The organism is Spirosoma daeguense (assembly GCF_054776875.1).
The window spans coordinates 1-1491 of record NZ_BAAHBF010000027.1 but is presented as its reverse complement, the minus strand read 5'-3'; the positions used below and the strand labels follow the sequence as shown (position 1 = coordinate 1491).

Here is a 1491-nt window from a genome sequence, read left to right as displayed (position 1 = left end):
CGTTTCTCCTCTTATTTACCCTATCAAGCTACGCAAAATCCACCACTTTTGCAACTATAATCAACTGATATTTAGTGGGTTGTGTTAATTATTCAGGATAGTTCCTAGCCCAGTATGTCGTATCTGGCTCTACCTCTTCAGCAAAGCTGGTTTTGTTTGTATAGGGCTTTACTTTCTTGGGGTCAATGCCAAATTTTGGTGGTGTTGAGGGTAGCGGTTCGGTGGGTACGAGTCGGGCGTTTACGCTTTGCTCTAATCGTTGCAGGGCTTCGAGTTGTCTTCGTTTCTCTTTTCGTTCAGCGCGCAGTAAGTCCTGATTGGTGGTTGAGTTCTGAAGAATCTTATCTAGCTTTTCCAGTTGCGACTGAAAACCCTGTCGCTCTTTTGTAATACTGGCCAGCAATAAACTATCCTGATGGCGTTTCTGTAATGCCAGCTCTTTTGTCTCCTTTACTTCTCTTACGGCTGTTTGGTTTGCCTTGATACTAACTACTTGCAGGGCTTCGATTCTATCAACCTGAGAGTGTAGTAGTCCAGCCGCAAAACAGGCAGTGATAATCCCGGTTATCCACTTCTGCCATTTCTCCATTTCGATGCTATACTGGGCTACCTCCTTCCAGGGCACGACCGTATTTTCAGTACTCAATACCTGCTCAATCGTCGCATCGTACTGCCCTTTTAGCTGGACGAAGTATTCCAGATATATCCATGCCCTCGTCCAGACCGTATACGCCCATGCTGAATACATAATCGGACGAACCATATCATCATACTGAATGTGTTTATTGGCGGGTGTAATTACGTCGACGTACAAAAGCGTTATCAATGTGAGTAGTAATACAACAAAGGCGGCACGGTAGCGCGCCCCCTTGTGCATGGTAAAGAAAAAGTTAATTACCAGACCACAAATATTGATAGCCAGTGCGCCCGTCTCCCACCAATCTAGGATTGTAGCAGCTAATTCAGGAAATGCGTCATAATGTGGTATCATGGTTATCAGGATGAAAATTCATCAAACAGATCAGCTAGCTTTCGTAATATCTTAGCCCCCTTGACGGGGTCGGCTTTTATCTTTTTAAGTATCCATGCGACAACGGAAACAATAATCCATGCGCTAAAGGCCATGCCTACCCGAATGGCTTCAATACTGGTTTCTGTCGCCCATTTTCGCTGTACATCGCTGGAGAAATAATGCGAAAAAGCCCACGAAACAAACACCTGAGAAATGGCTCCTTTCCAGTCCGAAGGCGGAAAGAAAATAAGCCCAATCGCGCCACCGATAATACTTGCCACAAACTGCCCCACTTCGGGTGGAACACCTTGAAACAGGCCAAAGAAATACGACCAGAAATTTTGTTGTGGCTGCACATTATACGTTGATTGAGTGGGTGATATAAACGTTCTTCATAGGTTGGTGGGTAATGAACTGGCACAGCCTCAAGCCAGTGTATGCGTAATTTATTTTGGCAATTCCTGTCACAAATCGCCCCT

General features: G+C 45.1%; 2 protein-coding genes. Both read right to left on the bottom strand.

Annotated elements, in window-relative coordinates; genetic code table 11:
• Positions 1-88: 88 nt before the first annotated feature.
• Positions 89-991, bottom strand: coding sequence for a hypothetical protein (locus tag ACYVD4_RS31955; RefSeq protein WP_460952514.1), 903 nt, complete (start codon positions 989-991; stop codon positions 89-91).
• A gap of 5 nt (positions 992-996) precedes the next feature.
• Entirely contained in the window at positions 997-1368 is a 372-nt protein-coding gene (locus tag ACYVD4_RS31950) for a hypothetical protein (RefSeq protein ID WP_460952512.1), read from the bottom strand.
• Between the last annotated feature and the right edge of the window lie 123 nt (positions 1369-1491).

What these genes read in the sequence shown, in the direction of transcription:
- ACYVD4_RS31955 (WP_460952514.1), bottom strand. Translation starts at nt 991, where the DNA reads ATGATACCACATTATGACGCATTTCCTGAATTAGCTGCTACAATCCTA.